Consider the following 16,402-nt stretch of genomic DNA (forward strand, 5'->3'; position numbering starts at 1 on the left):
CGCTTACCGAAATCGGTTTCGGTTTCATTATCACACCGTTATTTCCCTTTGTAAAGCGTTATTTATGACTTATGAGCAGAGATTGATGTGCAAAATTAATACTTCAAAGCTCAAATCACCATATAAAATTGTGATTATATTACAATAATACTATTTTAGTTACGAAAATTTACGAAAACACAATATTAAGCTAGTCGCGACAAGTGCGGAGGAGCTTCCACATTCACTCAATTAGCACACATTCGCCGAATTCAGGTGCACTAATGCTCTTCATTTAGCCCATTTGCCCACATTCGCAAAATTCAAGTGCACTAATGCTCTTCATCATTACTGTCAATCAGTTTAATCAGCAGCAGCACCAACAGAGGGATTTATCCCTCTCATTTTACTTCCGAGCCCACTTTTCGCTGAATCTGAGGGATTTATCCCTTTCATTTTACCTCCGAGCCAACTTTTCGCTGAATCTGAGGGATTTATCCCTCTCATTTTACCTCCGAGCCCACTTTTCGCTGAATCTGAGGGATTTATCCCTTTCATTTCAACCATTTTCCAACTTCCAGCTAATCCAGAGGGATTTATCCCCTTTATCACACCTTCTAGCCAACTCCCCACTAAAATCAGAGGGATTTATCCCCTTCACCTTTTACCTTTTCACCTTTTCCCTATACTCCCGCCTTCCACCTCACCCTCCAGCACGAAGTGCCAATCGAGTAGGAGGGGGCGGCAAGCCCCCGTCCTCTCACACCACCGTACATGCGGGTCCGCATACGGCGGTTCCAAAAGGTTAACAACGTTCCAGATAACGTGAAAGCAAACTTTTCAGCCCTTTCGCTTCCCAGTAGGAAGTCGGAAGGGCATTATTCGTGTTCCGGGACATTTCCCATGCGCCTCGCCGTGAGTTTGCCATTGTGAAACAGACCCACTCGGGTACCCCAAGTGCCCGAAGTTCGCGGATTCGTGTGCGCACTCGCTTCCATTGTTTCCACAGGCACATTCGCAGCCTTCTCCGAATCCATTGGTCCAATGTTTGGAGGTGTTTCTTTGCCGACGCCAGATAGAAATAGCCAAGCCAGCCCATCAGATATTGATTCAATCGGCGTATTTCGTTCTTCCATTGAGATGGACCAGGTCCGGTTCGTTAGCTCTCGAATTCGCTCTTTGCATGCCTTGAGACTCTTCGTGCTATTCGTATACTCGCCTGTTTCTGGCTCAGGAAACTGAATCCTAGGAACTTCCGGTGCCAGGGTCTGGCTACCGCACTTTTCTCCCGGTTCAGTTTTAGCTTTCCTTCTACAAATCGGCTGACCGATTCCATGACCCGTTCGCCATCTCGTTTGCTCGCCACAAAGATATTACAGTCGTCTGCGTAGCGTACGAAGCGCAACCCGTGTCCGGTCAATTCTTTATCCAGGTCATCCAATAGAATGTTTGCCAGAAGCGGACTGAGCGGACCGCCTTGTGGCGTTCCTTCCCGGCTATGCTCCAGCTTTCCATTTACTATCACTCCGGCGCTAAGATACGCACGAATCCGTGTTAGTACTTTCTTGTCTGCTACTTTCCGCGCAACCCTCGCCATGAGCATATCGTGATTTACCCGGTCAAAGAATTTCTCGAGATCGAGGTCTACGACCCATCTCAAACCACTTTGGATATATCTTTGTGCTTGTTTCACGGCGTCATGGGCGCTCTTTCCCGGCCGAAATCCGTAGCTGTACCACGAGAATCCTGCGTCAAAGACCGGATTCATGACTTGTAGAAGAGCCTGCTGGAGAAAGCGGTCCATTACCGTCGGGATGCCTAGCAGCCGTACGCCGCCTCCGGGTTTGGGGATTTCCACCCGTTTGACGGGTGCCGGTTTATAGGTACCCGCAAGAAGTTCGGCTTTCACCGGTTCCCAATGTGTTTTCAAATAAGCCTGTAGATTCGCTACCGTTACATTATCCACACCGAGTGCTCCTCCGTTCTGGACCACTCGTTTGTATGCGAGCCGAAGGTTATCTCCTTCGAGCATTCGCTCCAGCAGGTGCCTCTCTGCTTTGCGAGAGGAAGGGCCGACTTGTGCCGATGAAGAACTCGGCGCTCCAGCATACCCTGACGGCTTCACCGCTTCTCTTTGCCGCAAGCTCTCTTGCGAGATATTCTGCTGTCGTTGCTCTTCATGCGAACGCATCGGTTTCCTCTCTTCTTTCGGTTCAGCCCTTCCGTAAACTGTTGCAACAGCTTATGTACTATGGCCTCTGCTGACTCCTGCCGGTTCAGCGCAGCCTCTCGGCTACGGTTACAAGTTTTTTTCTTGCATATCCGGCAGGCCTCCCCAGATAAGAACATCATCTTTCCGCCCGCGCCTGCCCAAGTCTACGGCTACAGCACTTGGCAGCTTTGGATTTTGTCATGTGCGGGTGACTCATCCGGCTGCAGCCGCCTCTAATTGGATTCGTGTACCTCAGGCCGTGCTTTTGCCTCCGGCTTCCTTCAGATCCCACCTCACGGTAGACACCCTTGCCCTTGGCTAACGGTAGGCGCTTGCCAGCCCCCGCTCGGGACTTTCACCCTAGAGATGATGCCCATGTTGGGCGTACCGCAAAAAGCCCCCGGAATCAATGATTCCAGGGGCCTTTCTATCCTGCTATATTACAATAGACTATCTTATCTTATACGTCGAAGTACAGGGAGTATTCATGCGGATGAACGCGGATGGCAACAGCTTGAGCTTCGGAACGCTTCAGGGCGATATAGTTATCGATGAAGTCCTTGGTGAATACGCCGCCCTCAGTCAGGAATTCGAAGTCAGCCTCCAGTGCATCCAGCGCTTCGTCCAGGGAACCCGGAACGCTGCGGATCTTCTCTTTGTCTGCGTCAGACAATTCGTAGATGTTCTTGTCCAGCGGACCGTAGCCCATTTCTTCAGGGTTGATCTTCTTCTTGATTCCATCCAGACCAGCCATCAGCATAGCGGAGAAGGCCAGGTAAGGGTTAGCAGTGGAGTCCGGTGTACGGAATTCGATACGACAGCCCTTAGGTGTCACAGCAGCAACCGGGATACGGACAGCCGCGGAACGGTTACCCTTGGAGTAGACCAGGTTGACCGGTGCTTCATAGCCAGGAACCAGACGTTTGAATGAGTTGGTGCTTGGGTTCGTCAGCGCGATCAATGCAGGAGCATGATACAGGATACCGCCGATGTAGTGCAATGCCATTTCACTCAGGTTGGCATAGGCGCCTTTTTCGTAGAACAATGGAGCATCGCCGTTGAAAATCGATTGGTGAACGTGCATTCCGCTACCGTTATCGCCGAACAGCGGTTTTGGCATGAAGGTTGCTACCTTGCCGTATTGGCGTGCAGTGTTCTGCACAATGTATTTGTAAGTGAGGAGATTATCAGCTGTTTTCTTCAGGGTGTCGAAACGGAAGTTGATTTCCGCCTGGCCTGCTGTTGCTACTTCATGGTGATGACGCTCGATTTCGAGGCCGGCTTCACCCAGCAAACGGCACATTTCACTGCGGATATCCTGCTGGGAATCCACTGGAGCTACAGGCACGTATCCGCCCTTCACGCCAACCTTGAACGCCATGTTGCCGCCTTCTTCCTTGCGGCCAGTGTTCCAAGCTGCTTCCTCGGAATCTACGTAGAAGGAGGAAGTATTCATTCCGCTCTCGTAACGTACATCGTCGAAGATGAAGAATTCGGATTCAGGTGCGAAGAATGCCGCTGTACCTACTCCGCTGGACTGCAGGAATTCTTCAGCCTTCACTGCGATACCGCGCGGGTCGCGCTCATAACGTTCGCCATCAGGTGTGAAGATGTCGCACATAATGTTCAGCGTAGGGTGAGCAGTGAACGGGTCAATGTAAGTGGTGCTTGGATCAGGCATCATTACCATATCCGACTCTTCAATCCCCCGGAAGCCTGTAATGGAAGAACCATCGAATGCTACTCCATTTACAAAGGTTTCTTCTTCAACTGCGGATGCTGGCAAAGAGATGTGGTGAGCACGTCCACCCAAATCTACAAACCGGAAATCCACCCACTCGATATTGTTTTCCTTGATCGTCTGCAATACTTTTTCAACCGACATGCTTAATTCCTCCCCAGATTCCGAACATTAGGCCGCTCATCGTATCAAATGTTCTTGTTTTTATTTTTTTGCTGTCGTCATTATAAATCGCATACCTAACATCGTCAATGCTTATGTCAGGTATTTCTTGCGACAATGTAAGATATTCTGACGCTTTGGTGAAAATACCAATTTCATCCGGATTCCATGTCACCTTTGTCCCCCCTGCAGCACAAACAGCTCTCATCCTCCAGCCTGAAGCGGGAGAAGAGAGCTGTTCAATAGTCATTTACATGTTGAAAATTATACTACAGGTGCAGCCTCCAGAGACGGAGAGAACTTGCGGCCCACCAGCGGGGCCAGCTTCTCCAGATCCCGCAGCAGACTGTCGAATTGCTCAGGGAACAGGGACTGCACGCCGTCACCGGTCATGGAGTTATCAGGGTCGGTATGCATCTCGATAATCAGACCATTGGCGCCGGCAGCAACCGAAGCCTTGGCCATAGGGGCTACCAGCTCACGGCGTCCGGTGCCGTGGCTCGGGTCAGAGATGACCGGCAGGTGGCTGAGGTTCTGCAATACCGGGATGGCCGACAGATCCAGCGTGTTGCGCGTGTAAGTCTCGAAGGTACGGATGCCGCGCTCGCAGAGCATGACATCCCGGTTGCCGCCGGCAAGAATGTACTCCGCCGCATTCAGCAGCTCATCATAAGTTGCACTGAACCCGCGCTTCAGGAGCACAGGACGGCCGCAGGTGCCCAGCTTGCGCAGCAGGTCAAAGTTCTGCATGTTGCGTGTGCCTACCTGCAGAATATCCGCATGCTCGGCACAGATGTCCACATATTCCGGCGTCATGACCTCAGTAATGGTCAACAGGCCGTGACGTTTGCCGGCTTCCGCCATCATCGTCAGCCCTTCCACGCCAACCCCCTGGAAGCTATAAGGTCCGGTACGCGGCTTGAAGGCGCCTCCGCGCAGCACCTGGCCGCCGGAAGCCTTGACCAGCCGGGCAATCTCATCGATTTGCTCCGGAGATTCTACGGCACACGGCCCCCCCATAATAACCAGGTTCTCCCCGCCGATCTTCACTCCGCGGATATCGATAACCGTATCCTCCGGATGGAAGTCGCGGCTTGCCAGCTTGTAGGATTTAGTAATCTTCACCACATTCTCCACGCCCTTCATCTGGCGCAGATGCTCAGCAAGCTTCGGAGTGACGCCCCCGACCAGTCCGATTACGGTATGGTCAGCCCCTACAGAGAGGTGGACCTGCAAGCCTTCCTTCTCAATCACGGCAATAATCTCATTCACCTGTTCCTGAGGTGTTTGGTTGGATGTAATAACGATCATATTATAGCTCCCCTTTTGGACTCGTATTAGTGTTGTTGGATAGAGCGGCCGACTGCCGATCTTCAAAATTACTTTTCCGCTACGACGCGTATACGCTTTTAAGCACTAAAGTAATTTTAGCGCATATTCCCCTCTCAGTCAACCATTATTCCCCTGGCTCCGCGTGAATTCTATGTGGCAGAACGGCGACCTTCTTTTTTCACAAAAAAAAGCAGCACAACCCTCTCAGGCCGCACTGCCGGTTAATCGCTATGAGTATATGGTTAGGGTGTTATTGCTGTTCAGAGCTGTCAGCTGGTGCTCGCTGTCTTATTCTTCACTGGCGGCAGAAGCTTCGCCATATTGACTGTGCGCTTGATCTCCCAGGTCTCCGGCTTCGCTTCGTCATACTGCTCCAGATAATTAATAACTTCCTTGGTGATCGGTGTCGGCGTTGAAGCGCCGGAGGTCACGCCTACCTTGGTAATTCCCTTCAGCCACTCCGTATTCAGCTCGGAGACGTCAGCAATCCGGTGAGCCGGAACTCCGGCGATCTCCTCTGATACCTGCGCCAAACGGTTTGAGTTATTGCTGCGCGGATCACCGACCACAATAACCAGCTCGCACTGGCCCGCCTGCTCAGCGACAGCTTCCTGCCGTACCTGCGTAGCCATGCAGATCTCATTATGGACCTCAGCGCCAGGGAAAGTCTCCAGCAGCTTGCGCATAATATGCTTGATATCCCACTGGCTCATTGTGGTCTGGTTCGTGATAACAATCCGCGAGGAAGGGATAGAGAGGCCGGCAATTTCCTCTTCCTTCTCGATCAGATGGACATGCTCCGGCGCAATTCCCACCGCACCTTCGGGCTCCGGGTGGCCCTTCTTGCCGATATAGATAATCTCACAGCCTTCGTCTACCTTTTCCTTGATGAGGTCATGCGTCTTGGTCACATCCGGGCAGGTGGCATCAACCGTAGTCAGCCCTTTGGCGCGCGCCATCTTGCGGACCTCGGGCGATACGCCGTGCGCTGTGAAGATGACTGTTCCCTTATCTACTTTATCTAGAATATCCAGACGGTTATGCCCGTCCAGCGTAATGATTCCGTCATCCTCGAAGGAGTTCGTGACATGGCTGTTGTGTACAATCATGCCCAGTATATAAATCGGCCGGGGCAAATCAAGATTCTGCGCAGCCTGCCGTGCCATCACCATAGCATCGACGACGCCATAGCAATACCCCCGGGGAGAGATTTTGATGACTTCCATGAATTCACCGCTTTCTGCTGTCAATGACTGCTGTAATAGGAGCTACTCAATTATACCCTATTCCAGCGGCGGGGCAAAGAGAAGCGGCAGCCAGATCACAAAGGTAGTCCCTTCCCCCTGACGGGTAACCACCTCAACAGAGCCTCCATGCTCCTCGATAATCCATTTGGCAATGGACAGTCCAAGCCCGATGCCTTCCGTGATTCCTCTGGATTCATCTGCGCGGTAGAAGCGGTCGAAGATATGCGGCACCTCATCTTTGTCCATCCCGATTCCCGTATCGGCAATGCGGATTCCCACCTGATTCTGATACAGCAATGCATCCAGCGTAACCTCACCGGCCGGGGTGTATTTGAAAGCATTATCAATGAAAATAAACATCATCTGCTGCAGATAATCTTTGTTGCCCAGGATATACTTACCGTTCAGATGGCCCATCTCACCCACAGACCACTCCGCTTCACGCGTCAGGAACGACGCCCGGCGGGCCACCTCAGTCATCATCGGCTCCAGCGCCACCGGCTCGATCTCGAAGGTCCGGCCGGTATCCGCACGGGCCAGGGAGAGCATATCCGCTACCAGACGGCTCATTCGTGCCGCTTCATCAGCGATATCCTTCACCGATTCAATCGAGAGCTGGCGGACATCCGCCTCGGACATCCGGCTGTCATCCGGCTTCATCTCCCAGACCTTTTGCAGCAGATCGATATTCCCGCGGATGGTTGTAAGCGGTGTCCGCAGCTCATGCGAAGCATCCGAGACGAAGCGGCGCTGTGTTGCATAAGCCTCCTCAAGCCCCGTATAAAAGCCCTCCATCCGCCCAAGCATACTGTTCACCGTCTCGATCAGCCGCCCGATCTCATCCTGCGGACCGTCATATACGATCCGCGAGCTGAGGTCCGTTCCCGTCTGTATCCCGTTCGCAGCTTCAATGACCTTGCCAATCGGACTCATCGCCTTGCGGGCCAGGAAGAGGCCGAAGGTGAAAGCGGCGAGCAGGGTAGCAAAGGAGCCGGCCAGCAGAATATTCTTCAGCCGGTTCAGCAGGGTGACCTGCTCCCCCGTATATACGGCAACCTGAAGGACAGCAGACGCAGGCAGACTGTTGTTGAGCGTTACATCAACCGCCCGCAGATAAATCAGGAAGGGGTTGCCGCCATAGCTGGCGTGCAGAAATCCCTCCTGGCTGTGCAGGACCTCCTTAGAGGGAACCTGGAATTTCAGTTTGATTTCGGTCATATTCTGGCTTGAAATCAGCCGGTCCAGATCGTAGATGTACATTTGGGCAAACAGACTCTGACCCGCCGGTCCCCCAAGCATCGGCTGAAGGGTTCCATCCTGAGTCAGGCCCGCCTTCAGCTCTACCTGAAGCGACAGATTCTGGAGCCGGCTTTTCAAATCGCCATACGTATTAATATAGACAAAGCCGTAAATTACGGCCGACAAGACCAGCAGCATAACGGCAAGAATCCCTGAATACCAGGCAGTGAGCCGTAGTCGTATGGACATATTAGTCACCTCTTAGGATGTAACCGGCTCCCCGGATCGTCTGAATCAGCCGCTTGCCGCCATGCTCCTCTGTCTTCTGGCGCAGCATTGCAATATATACCTCCAGGACATTCGATTCCCCGCTGTAATCATAGCCCCAGATCTTATCCATAATGAGATCGCGGGAGAGCACCCGCTTCGGATTCTGCATGAACAGATGCAGCAGCTCGAATTCCTTCGCCGTCAGCTCCAGGCGCCGGCCGGCGCGGGTCACTTCCCGGGAATCCACATCCAGCGTTATATCCTCATAGGTGACCGCCTGATCCGGGCTTCCGCCCTGCTCGCTTTTGCGCCGGAGCAGCGCCCGGACTCTGGCCAGCAGCTCCTCCAGGGCAAACGGCTTCACCAGATAGTCATCTGCCCCAAGGTCCAGCCCCTTCACCCGGTGCTCGATTTCATCCTTGGCGGTCAGCATCAGCACAGGAACACTGCTTCCGCCCTCCCGCAGACGGCGGCAGACCTCGAACCCGTCCACCTGGGGCATCATAACGTCCAGAATGACCACATCGGGATCACTGTTCAGAACGGCACGCAGCCCGTCTGCCCCGTTGGATGCGGTCTTGACATCATAGCCTTCAAAAGCCAGCCCGCGTCGGAGCATGGAGGTTATTTTCTCATCATCATCAATTATCAGTATATTCGGTCGCATCCGGCAGCCCCCATTGTCTCATTCATATATCTCTATTGTAGCAGATGCACCCGTCTCTCCGCATCCGTACACGAACAGCACAGAGCGGAAGGGTTACCCCTTCCGCTCAGCGCTAACCGCATGATGTGCTTATTGCTTCTGAGTCTGCGCAGTCTCGAAATCATTCTTGTTGCCGATTGTTACCGGCAGATCCAGCTTCTTGCCGTCACGCACGACATTCAGAGTCGCCTTATCGCCTACCTTAAGCGTCTGGATGTAAGTGATCAGATCCTGGCTGGTAGCGTAGCTCTTTCCGTCAATTCCTGTAATGATATCGTAAGGACGCAGATCCGCTGTATAAGCAGGAGATTTGAAGACAATTTCAGCCACTACTGAGCCTTCTTTAATCGTTGTCCCCATTTGCTTGGCAACTTCATCGGTAATCGTCATCAGAGTAGCACCAATGAAAGGTACCGGTTCTTTAGGAATTTCCTGGTTGGCTTCAAGCTTATCTACTACGCCTTTGATGGTATTTACCGGAATCGCAAAGCCGATACCCTGAGCGTCTCTGCTTACTGCAACGTTCATACCGATGACCTGGCCATTCATGTTGAGCAGCGGTCCGCCGGAGTTCCCCGGGTTGATCGAGGCGTCGGTTTGCAGAAGATTTTTGTAGGTTTTTGTACCACTGCCGTCTTCTTCGGCAATATCAATACTGCGGCCTCTGGCACTGAGCACTCCGGTTGTCACTGTATGGTCGAAGCCCTGCGGGTTACCGATCGCCACGACCTCAGAGCCTACCTTGATGCTGTCGGAATCACCAAGCGCCACAGACGGGAAGTCCGAGCCTTCAATCTTCAGTACGGCGAGATCAAGATCCTTGCTGGAACCCAGCAGCTTCGCTTCGTAAGGCTTGGAGGTACCGTCTACGGTAACCTGGATGACATCGGCACCATCTACCACGTGCTGGTTGGTCAGTATATAACCGTTCGAATCATAGATGAAGCCTGTTCCAATACCGTAAGGTGTAAGCTGCGGAGAAGAATTATTCGAGCCTGACTGGGATTCCGAATTATTCGAGCCGGAACCTCCTCCGCCGAATTGATCACCGAAGAAGAACTGTGAGAACGGATCGCTCATATTCGGGCTGCTGCTTCTGTTCCGCGAGTTATTCGATTTCACCAGCGTCTCGATCTTGACGACTGCCGGCCCTACGCCTTCAACTACGCCGGATACATCTCCTGAGCCGGTGACCAGCGCCGCTGCGGAAGTGGAAGGTGTAATATTGGCGTTGCCGCCTGCCGTCTTGCCTGCCGGATTCGTTACAACCGTGGTTGCCTCCTGGCCTCCGGTGAACCAGTTCCCGCGGTCTGCCATGAACATGGAGCCTGATAAGACCACCATTCCGGCGAGAAAAGATACCAGTACTGCCTTCACCGGCTTCTTCGGCTTACGGTTGTACTGCCAGCCGTTGCCTCCCTCCGGAGGATTGCCGCCTCGTCCGCCATTTCCGTCATACCCGGTGGTACGGAGCGATGTGTTATACGGTAAGGACTTCACCGGCTGCGGCGGAGTAACCTCTACCCGCTCCGGTTCGCGGCGGTTATAATGCTGCGGGTCATTACCATTCATCTCATCGTTGTTCATCGATTTGAAAGGTCCGTAAGAGTAGTAGTAGGAGCCGCCTTCTGCGGATGAATTAGTGCTGTTATCAGTATCATTATGATTATTGTCCCATTCACGATCCGGTCCCGGTTCATGATCACGATTGTAGTTGTTCTCACGATTGTAGTTGTTTTTGTTATCGTCCATGTTTACTTTCCTCCCGCGCCTTGCCGTGTCAGGCAAAGTGTTATTTGTTTTGATGTCCTTATTTTGTACTGTAAACCTTAAGGTCACATTAAAAACAATTTAAGCGGAGATAAAAGATACCCGGACGATGATAAATAGTTGATTAATCAAACAGATCTTCTACAGTACGGATAGGCTTCACTTCCATTGGTTCTTGGAATGCTGCCATATGAAAGTAGGCTGCCAGCCAGATGATTGCACACATAAGAATATAAGCCATCCGTTTATTCCCTCCCCAAAGTAGCCCGGCCCAGCAGCCGGTTCACCCGCTCTGCACTGCAGAACATGAAGATCAGGAGCGCAAGTACAGCAAAGGGGAACACGGCAATGCTGGTGCGCACGGATAAAAGCCCGAACAACGGCGGAATTAACGTTGTCCCCGTATAGGCTACCGCCATCTGATATCCGATTAAGCGGGCTGCATTTTCCTTGCCGAACCGGGTCGGCGTCTCATGCAGGAGACCCGGATAAATCGGTGCGAGGCCCAGACCAATCAATATCAGTCCTGAAAGTGAGAGGGCCGGATCGAGCGGGATTACAAGAATAGCTCCACCTATAAGGGTCACCAATTGACCGTAACGGATAAGGAGGCGGTTATGGACCTTTAACGTGATGAAGCCGGTGATCAGCCTGCCAACTGTTATGCCCGCATAGTATACGGAGATCCAAGCCGCTGCCGTATCTGGCGCAACCCCCCTTGCACCCACCAGATAACTGGCGCCCCACAGTCCAACCATCGCTTCTATCCCACAGTACAACAAGAACGTTAACAGCGTAGGCTTAACACCCCTTAAGCGGATAGTACTCTCCTGCGGCTTAAGGTTCACTGCTGACTCATCTGGAAAATTGCCGCTAAGCGCTGCGGGAAGCTGAGGCTCACGCGTGGCAGCAACTCTTTTCCATAGCGGAAGCGTTACTAATAGAATCATCGCGAATCCGAACTGTATGCCGGCAACTACCGCATATCCTCCTCTCCAGGACTGGGCATGTACGAGATTGACTGACATAATCATGGGTCCCAGAGTCGCGCCTACGCCCCAAAAGCAGTGCAGCCAGCTCATATGATGAGCCTTGTAATGTTCAGCCACATAATGATTCAGCGCCGCGTCCACGGCTCCTGCCCCAAGTCCTAGCGGAACGGCCATTACGATGAACCACAACACAGATGGCGACACGGAGAATCCGAACAATGAAGCAGCGGTTAAGAGGCAGCTGATAAAGGTAATTCGTCCTGTCCCCAGGCGCTTCACGATTGTATTGCTGAACAGACTGGACACGATGGTCCCTCCGGCAATAATCATCGAGATGATTCCCGCTGATCCCAGCGATGAACCCATCTCCGGCCAGATCACGGGCCACGCAGCGCCAAGTAAAGAATCGGGAAGTCCCAGACTGATAAAAGCCAGATAAATAATAATCAAAAAATAGGTAGACAAAGATTCTCCTCCTAAAATCACTTAATAAATAAACTTTATAAAGTATATATATTAAGTATGTTCTCTCTCTGATTTTTTGTCAAGGAGCTGTTTTACTTATCCAGAAAACAACAAAAAACCCCTGTAGTTAACAAGGGTTCTTAAGAAGCCCGGTCTAGGCGGGTTCCGGCTCTAACTCCTTCAGGGTCAGCCTGCGCAGACCGTGCTCGAAATCTTCCTGGAAGGTATACTGTAAGACGACCTCTGGATAAACAGGCATGGGATGCTGAAGCTGATAGGCTGTCCAGGCCGCTCCCCAGACTTCCTCTTCCACTCTGTCCTGATAGATGACAATTCTATCCGGGGCCAGAACAGCATTCACCGTCTGCAATATCCTGCAGGTTGCAGCTATGAATGTATCCAGGGTCATCTCCACGCTCCACTCTGGCATATCGGGAAGAAACTTTACCTCTCCTGACATCCCCTGATTTCCTTTTAGAATACTGCCGTTCAAGTAGATCCCCATACCCGGCGGGTAACCGTTCGGAAAGTAGAGACCCAGTAAATATTGCTCTTCGCCTTCACTATGCTTCATACAATATCCGCTGATCGCTGCATTCACATCATTCTCCACCAGAACAGGCAGCCCAAACCGGGTCTCTATCTCTTCAATTAACCGTGAGCCTGTCAGTTCCCGGAGACTGCTGACCTTAATTTCACCATTTACCGCTTGTCCCGGAATACCTAAGCCAATCACCTTGATGGAAGGATACTGGCTTAGTGCCTGTACTATGATTGTATAGAAAAAATCTCTTTCGAAAACCGGGATGATATGCTCATCCTTCATCATAATATCGTCCTTCAAATTGATTACTGCGGCGGAAACCAGGACCTTTCCCGCTTTTTCTGTCACGTACATCACCAGCGCGAGGCTAAAATCGTAATTATAGCGATAGGTCTGTGCGGGTCTGCCCCCGTTGGAAGGCACTACCAAGTCTTCAAACAACTCCCCTAACCCGGACAGTTCCTTAACTAACGAGTTCACAGTTACTACGCTTAGCTTGGTCAGTGCAGCTAGCTGGGGTTTTGTAGCCGTCTCCATACGCTTCATCACCTGACGCACATTATTCAGGTTAATTTCTTTCAACAGATTGGCGTTTGCTATTCGGATAGCCTCCTTATCGGTTCACTATATAAATTGAACTAATGTTTTCATGTTTTGGAGCTGCTATCCCTGTGCCCAGCCCTTGCGGTGGGCATAGATCGCCAGCTGGGTGCGGTCATCCAGCTCGCATTTCATCAGCAGGTTGCTGACATGGGTCTTCACAGTCTTGATGCTGATATGCAGCTCCTCGCCGATATCCTTATTCGTCTTGCCCTCGGCGATCAGCAGCAGCACTTCCTTCTCCCGTTCAGTCAAGCCGGAGGAGTCGCCCTGGACCGTGCGCTGGCGGATACCGCGGGTCAGTGCCTGCGACACATCCCCCGTCATCACGGGCATGCCGCGATACGCGCCTTGCAGCGCATAGATCAGCTCTTCTGCCGAGACGGTCTTAAGCACGTAGCTGACAGCTCCGGCTTCAATCGCATCGACCACCAGATCATCCTCCAGGAAGCTGGTAAGGATGACAATCTTGAGCCCGGGGAATTCAGCCAGGACCGCCCGGGTGGTCTCAGCCCCGTTCATTACCGGCATCATCAGGTCCATCAGCACCAAGTCCGGCAGCGACTCCTGTCCCAGCTCGCGCAGCATCGCCAGCGCTTCATGACCATTGGCTGCTTCTCCGATTACTTCAAACATCGGGTCCAGCATCAGATAGGTTTTGAGGCCCATCCTCACCATATCGTGATCATCTACAAGCAGTACTTTTACGAGACTCATTCCGCACTCCCCCTAATAATATATAAGCATGATACAGCCACAGCTTCCTCACAGCAAGAGCATATCAAGCCTCTTCAGAATCGGCCTCAGTCCCGTCAGCAGCCGACTCCGCGCGGCCTTGGACAAACTTTGGTATATGTACGCGGATCGTCGTTCCCGCTCCCCTGCGGCTGATAATCTCGACCTGGCCGCCGAGCTTCTCGGCACGCTCACGCATAGTTGTGAGCCCGTAGGAGCCTTGCTTGTGCTGCACATGCTCGAAGCCCTGCCCGTCATCGCTGATGCTCAGCACGACCTGGCGCGGCACCTCCCGCAGGGACAGACTGACCACCCGTGCGCCGGCATGCTTCACGATATTCGCCATCGACTCCTGAATAATCAGGAACAGCTGATGCTCAATCGCTTCGGACAGCTCACCCTGCAGCTCGAGCTCCTTCACCCCTTTGAGCCCGTTCTGGCGGCAGTAATCCGGGAACCACTTCTCCAGTGCTTCGAACAGATTACGCCCCTCAAGCTCTACCGGACGCAGCTGTGCGATCAGCGCCCTCATCTGCTTCTGCGCCATCTGGGACATGCTGATCAGCTGATCCATCACCGTCCTGCCGTGCTCGGCGCTGCGTTCAAGCACTTTAGGCAGCGAGGAGGCGGACATGTGAATAGCGAACAGCTGCTGGCTCACCGTATCATGCAGATCCCGGGCCATACGCCTGCGCTCTTCCAGTACCGCGCTCTCCGCTGCCTTTTCCTTCTCAATAACTTCCTGTTCCCCCAGCTGCTGGAGCCGCTTCATCTTCTTCTCGACCGTATCCATCATGATGTTGAACTCATGGTAGACACGTGCGAAGGACTGGTCCTCGCTCTCCGGCATCCGCACCGACATATTCCCCTTAGCCACCTGCAGCATATTCAGATCCAGATGATCGATCCGCCGCTGAATCCGCTGACCGGCGATGTAGCCGATGATCACTGTGAACAGTACAATGCCCATACACAGGTAGATCCACATCCGGGTATCCACCACCTGAATGTAGCCCAGGCATGTCCCGGCATACATCAGCCCTGCTGTCACCCCGCCGCTAAGCAGGAAATAGACCAGCAGCATCCACTTGGTATTACTGAAGATCATCCCCATTTAACCCACCGTTTTAACTTTAACGTCACCGATGAAGCAGCTGACGTTGATACGGACCTTCTTGCCCGATTCCTTATAATACGGCGTTTTGCACTGCACATTACTCATGAACCCGCTGCGCGACTGCTCAAGCACCTGCATATCACCGATGAACGAGCTGCCGGTCACAGCCACGCCCAGATCCATATCATCTGGAATGTATACCTTGATGTCGCCGACAAAAGCAGAGATATTAATCCTGGTCTCGCCGTAAGGAATCTGCGCATTGGTCAGATCCAGCACTGTATCCCCGATGAACTGCGAAATGTTGGTCCGCTTCAGTTGAAAATGCTCCTTGCCCATATGCACGTCGCCGATAAAAGCCGAGCGGTTCGTTGTATCCTTATCATTCCCGGAATCCTGGAACTCCTCATGCCATTCGCCGTGACGGCGGGCTTGCCGTTCCTGACGCTCCTGGCGTCTGCGCTCCTGGCGCTCCTGCTTCTCCTGCCAGCGTGTATCTGCCGAGGCATGCAGCGGATTACCGCCATCGTCCTCCTCATTCTTATGCAGATAATCGTTCCAGTTCCGCTCTCCGCTGCCAGCCGGCTTGCCGAATTTCTGCTCGAACTGCTGATCGAGCGTGGACTCCAGCGGAGCGGGCGGCGCTGTATCCAGCGGACTCTTGCCGGGTCCAGGCGGGTAGTAGCCGGGCTGTGAAGGCGGTGCCGGAGGTACAGGCGGAGTGTTACGCCGCGGTCTGAAGATGACAGATAATCCGCCGCCGATCAGCATAACCGGAATCAGCATTTTGAAGAAATCGCTTGCCGAATAGTAGAACCAGTCTAAATTCCGTCCCAGGAAAAATACCCCGATGGCCAGATAGATGAATCCGCCGAGTGTTGCCGAGAATCTTGAACGATCCTCATCCGGAGCCAAAAACCGTTGTACGCCCATCACGATCAGAATAACGGGCCAATAGGTGGAGATCAGCGAACTCAGACTGAAATCCGTGTAGCCCATCTGCCGTAGCAGGAACATTCCTCCCAGACCGATGAGGAGCAGGCCGCCGAGTACCCGGCTGGTGAACCTTCGTTTCATAATGTCATCCTCCTTGTCGTAAATACAACTCTTCCTCTTGAACACTTATAGCCTTAGTCTACAGGAAGAATGCCGTAGAGAACAGCGGCGTAAGAAGGAACCATATCTCAGTCTCCAGACCGAGACAGCTGGAATAATAAGTTAAACTATAACCAATTAAAATAACCCCAAAACATCTAAAAAATTCTATTAAAAAAGCTGCCCTCCAGCCCGT

15 protein-coding genes are annotated in these 16,402 nt (G+C 52.5%); all 15 read right to left on the reverse strand.

The features are described 5' to 3' along the window. Nucleotides 1-342: 342 nt before the first annotated feature. The 15 genes from NSU18_RS10495 to liaF all read right to left on the reverse strand — a co-directional run bounded on the left by NSU18_RS10495 (nucleotide 343) and on the right by liaF (nucleotide 16,188). Nucleotides 343-612 (reverse strand): hypothetical protein, encoded by a 270-nt coding sequence (locus NSU18_RS10495; protein WP_341148957.1) that lies wholly within the window; start codon nucleotides 610-612, stop codon nucleotides 343-345. A 172-nt stretch (nucleotides 613-784) separates the two neighbouring features. After that, nucleotides 785-1,102 carry a group II intron maturase-specific domain-containing protein gene (locus tag NSU18_RS10500; protein ID WP_341151021.1) on the reverse strand — a complete coding sequence of 106 codons (318 nt, stop codon included), beginning with the start codon at nucleotides 1,100-1,102 and terminating at the stop codon, nucleotides 785-787. Nucleotides 1,103-1,138: 36 nt separating this feature from the next. After that, nucleotides 1,139-2,170 carry a group II intron reverse transcriptase/maturase gene (ltrA, locus tag NSU18_RS10505; protein ID WP_341148958.1) on the reverse strand — a complete coding sequence of 344 codons (1,032 nt, stop codon included), beginning with the start codon at nucleotides 2,168-2,170 and terminating at the stop codon, nucleotides 1,139-1,141. A gap of 481 nt (nucleotides 2,171-2,651) precedes the next feature. Beyond that, the gene (gene glnA, locus NSU18_RS10510; RefSeq protein WP_036697759.1) at nucleotides 2,652-4,076 is read right to left on the reverse strand and encodes a type I glutamate--ammonia ligase; all 1,425 of its coding nucleotides are present in this window, start codon (nucleotides 4,074-4,076) and stop codon (nucleotides 2,652-2,654) included. Continuing rightward, a complete protein-coding gene (locus NSU18_RS10515) occupies nucleotides 4,066-4,344 on the reverse strand; it encodes a hypothetical protein (RefSeq protein WP_341148959.1) in 279 nt (92 codons plus the stop codon). The genes glnA and NSU18_RS10515 overlap by 11 nt, the downstream gene beginning before the upstream one ends. Before the next feature lie 14 nt (nucleotides 4,345-4,358). Next, nucleotides 4,359-5,405 (reverse strand): 3-deoxy-7-phosphoheptulonate synthase, encoded by a 1,047-nt coding sequence (gene aroF, locus NSU18_RS10520; protein WP_209872939.1) that lies wholly within the window; start codon nucleotides 5,403-5,405, stop codon nucleotides 4,359-4,361. Nucleotides 5,406-5,695: 290 nt separating this feature from the next. After that, nucleotides 5,696-6,652, reverse strand: coding sequence for a 4-hydroxy-3-methylbut-2-enyl diphosphate reductase (locus tag NSU18_RS10525; protein WP_341023180.1), 957 nt, complete (start codon nucleotides 6,650-6,652; stop codon nucleotides 5,696-5,698). 57 nt (nucleotides 6,653-6,709) lie between these two features. Then, nucleotides 6,710-8,161 carry a sensor histidine kinase gene (locus NSU18_RS10530; protein ID WP_341148960.1) on the reverse strand — a complete coding sequence of 484 codons (1,452 nt, stop codon included), beginning with the start codon at nucleotides 8,159-8,161 and terminating at the stop codon, nucleotides 6,710-6,712. Between the two features lies 1 nt (nucleotide 8,162). Continuing rightward, the gene (locus tag NSU18_RS10535) at nucleotides 8,163-8,849 is read right to left on the reverse strand and encodes a response regulator transcription factor (RefSeq protein WP_036722376.1); all 687 of its coding nucleotides are present in this window, start codon (nucleotides 8,847-8,849) and stop codon (nucleotides 8,163-8,165) included. Nucleotides 8,850-8,978: 129 nt separating this feature from the next. Next, nucleotides 8,979-10,640, reverse strand: a complete 1,662-nt coding sequence (locus tag NSU18_RS10540; RefSeq protein WP_341019908.1) for a S1C family serine protease — start codon at nucleotides 10,638-10,640, stop codon at nucleotides 8,979-8,981. A gap of 263 nt (nucleotides 10,641-10,903) precedes the next feature. Further along, the gene (locus tag NSU18_RS10545; RefSeq protein ID WP_341019906.1) at nucleotides 10,904-12,115 is read right to left on the reverse strand and encodes an MFS transporter; all 1,212 of its coding nucleotides are present in this window, start codon (nucleotides 12,113-12,115) and stop codon (nucleotides 10,904-10,906) included. 154 nt (nucleotides 12,116-12,269) lie between these two features. Then, the gene (locus tag NSU18_RS10550) at nucleotides 12,270-13,265 is read right to left on the reverse strand and encodes an ROK family protein (RefSeq protein ID WP_341023179.1); all 996 of its coding nucleotides are present in this window, start codon (nucleotides 13,263-13,265) and stop codon (nucleotides 12,270-12,272) included. Nucleotides 13,266-13,322: 57 nt separating this feature from the next. Next, nucleotides 13,323-13,976, reverse strand: a complete 654-nt coding sequence (locus NSU18_RS10555; RefSeq protein ID WP_341019905.1) for a response regulator transcription factor — start codon at nucleotides 13,974-13,976, stop codon at nucleotides 13,323-13,325. A 64-nt stretch (nucleotides 13,977-14,040) separates the two neighbouring features. Beyond that, on the reverse strand, nucleotides 14,041-15,108 hold the full coding sequence (locus tag NSU18_RS10560) for a sensor histidine kinase (protein ID WP_341148961.1): 1,068 nt from the start codon (nucleotides 15,106-15,108) through the stop codon (nucleotides 14,041-14,043). Further along, nucleotides 15,109-16,188: a cell wall-active antibiotics response protein LiaF gene (gene liaF, locus NSU18_RS10565; protein ID WP_341019902.1), complete on the reverse strand. Its 1,080-nt coding sequence runs from the start codon at nucleotides 16,186-16,188 to the stop codon at nucleotides 15,109-15,111. Nucleotides 16,189-16,402: the final 214 nt, after the last annotated feature.

The organism is Paenibacillus sp. FSL H8-0048, assembly GCF_038002825.1.
Classification (GTDB): Bacteria; Bacillota; Bacilli; order Paenibacillales; family Paenibacillaceae; genus Paenibacillus_AQ.

Bases quoted from the DNA above. Each gene is read 5' to 3' on its own strand.
- liaF (WP_341019902.1), bottom strand. From the start codon at position 16,188: ATGAAACGAAGGTTCACCAGCCGGGTACTCGGCGGCCTGCTCCTCATC.
- glnA (WP_036697759.1), bottom strand. From the start codon at position 4,076: ATGTCGGTTGAAAAAGTATTGCAGACGATCAAGGAAAACAATATCGAG.
- NSU18_RS10560 (WP_341148961.1), bottom strand. From the start codon at position 15,108: ATGGGGATGATCTTCAGTAATACCAAGTGGATGCTGCTGGTCTATTTC.
- NSU18_RS10515 (WP_341148959.1), bottom strand. From the start codon at position 4,344: ATGACTATTGAACAGCTCTCTTCTCCCGCTTCAGGCTGGAGGATGAGA.
- NSU18_RS10530 (WP_341148960.1), bottom strand. From the start codon at position 8,161: ATGTCCATACGACTACGGCTCACTGCCTGGTATTCAGGGATTCTTGCC.
- NSU18_RS10535 (WP_036722376.1), bottom strand. From the start codon at position 8,849: ATGCGACCGAATATACTGATAATTGATGATGATGAGAAAATAACCTCC.
- NSU18_RS10540 (WP_341019908.1), bottom strand. From the start codon at position 10,640: ATGGACGATAACAAAAACAACTACAATCGTGAGAACAACTACAATCGT.
- ltrA (WP_341148958.1), bottom strand. From the start codon at position 2,170: ATGCGTTCGCATGAAGAGCAACGACAGCAGAATATCTCGCAAGAGAGC.
- aroF (WP_209872939.1), bottom strand. From the start codon at position 5,405: ATGATCGTTATTACATCCAACCAAACACCTCAGGAACAGGTGAATGAG.
- NSU18_RS10555 (WP_341019905.1), bottom strand. From the start codon at position 13,976: ATGAGTCTCGTAAAAGTACTGCTTGTAGATGATCACGATATGGTGAGG.
- NSU18_RS10525 (WP_341023180.1), bottom strand. From the start codon at position 6,652: ATGGAAGTCATCAAAATCTCTCCCCGGGGGTATTGCTATGGCGTCGTC.